1 pseudogene is annotated in these 527 nt (G+C 41.9%); it reads right to left on the bottom strand.

Annotated elements, in window-relative coordinates:
• A pseudogene (locus AB5287_RS10005) lies at nt 1–527 on the bottom strand (IS3 family transposase); the annotation flags it as partial.

Here is a 527-nt window from a genome sequence, read left to right as displayed (position 1 = left end):
GGATAGGCCAATGATTTCACGATTGAAGAGGTCAATGATCAAGCAAACGTAAGCCCAACGATTGGCAACACGAACATAGGTTAAGTCCGTCACAAGGGTTTCCAATGGTTTTTGTTGGTTAAACTGTCTCTCTAAGAAATTCGGAACTGGTGCTTCATTCTTCCCTTTAGCATGCGGTTTGAAGGCAGCCTTCTGGTAAACAGAAACCAAATTCAATCTCTTCATGATGCGACGAATCCGACGGCGAGACAAGTTGATTCCTTGTACTTCCAGACATTTTTTTATCTTCCTGGCTCCGTACCTAGACTTACTTTCGAGGAAGATAGATTTGATTTTTTCTCCAAGTTCTGCTTCAGGTACTGGCTCTACAGCTTTGTAGTAATAGCTAGAGCGAGGAATCTTCAACCAACGACACATGGCTGAAATGCTGTATTTATCCTTGTTAGCAGTGATTATTTCCCTTTTCGTGCCATAATCACTGCCGCTTGCTTTAGAATGTCTAATTGCATTTCGAGCTCTTTATTTCG

This window comes from Bifidobacterium sp. RTP21102st3_E2_RTP21102_210122, assembly GCF_040916945.1.
Taxonomy (GTDB): Bacteria; Actinomycetota; Actinomycetes; order Actinomycetales; family Bifidobacteriaceae; genus Bifidobacterium; species Bifidobacterium longum.
Note: the sequence above shows the minus strand (reverse complement) of the source record. Positions and strands in the feature narration are given on the sequence as shown.